The 277-nt window shown below is 62.8% G+C and carries 1 protein-coding gene; it reads right to left on the reverse strand.

Annotated features, from left to right (window positions below; translation table 11 throughout):
* Window positions 1-277 (reverse strand): malic enzyme-like NAD(P)-binding protein (locus SB764_RS39745; RefSeq protein WP_410866717.1); only part of this gene is annotated, 277 nt, incomplete at both ends.

A 277-nucleotide genomic window follows, 5' to 3' on the forward strand; every position in this document is an offset into this window, starting at 1 on the left:
GTTCATGCCCTCGGTGCGGCCTTGGTAGATCACGCCCTTGGTGTCGCAGAGCACGATATTCTCGGCCGCAAAACCCATCGCCTTGATGAGTTCGACGCAGGCGATCGCGGCGGCACCCGCACCATTGCAGACGAGCTTGGTGGTCTTGAGGTCGCGACCGGTCAGCCCCAGCGCGTTGATCAGGCCGGCGGCGGCGATGATTGCCGTGCCGTGCTGGTCGTCATGAAAGCCCGGGATATCCATCAGCTCACGCAGGCGCTGCTCGATGATGAAACAG

The sequence above is a fragment of the Paraburkholderia sp. SIMBA_027 genome (assembly GCF_046535315.1).
GTDB classification, from domain to species: domain Bacteria; phylum Pseudomonadota; class Gammaproteobacteria; order Burkholderiales; family Burkholderiaceae; genus Paraburkholderia; species Paraburkholderia tropica.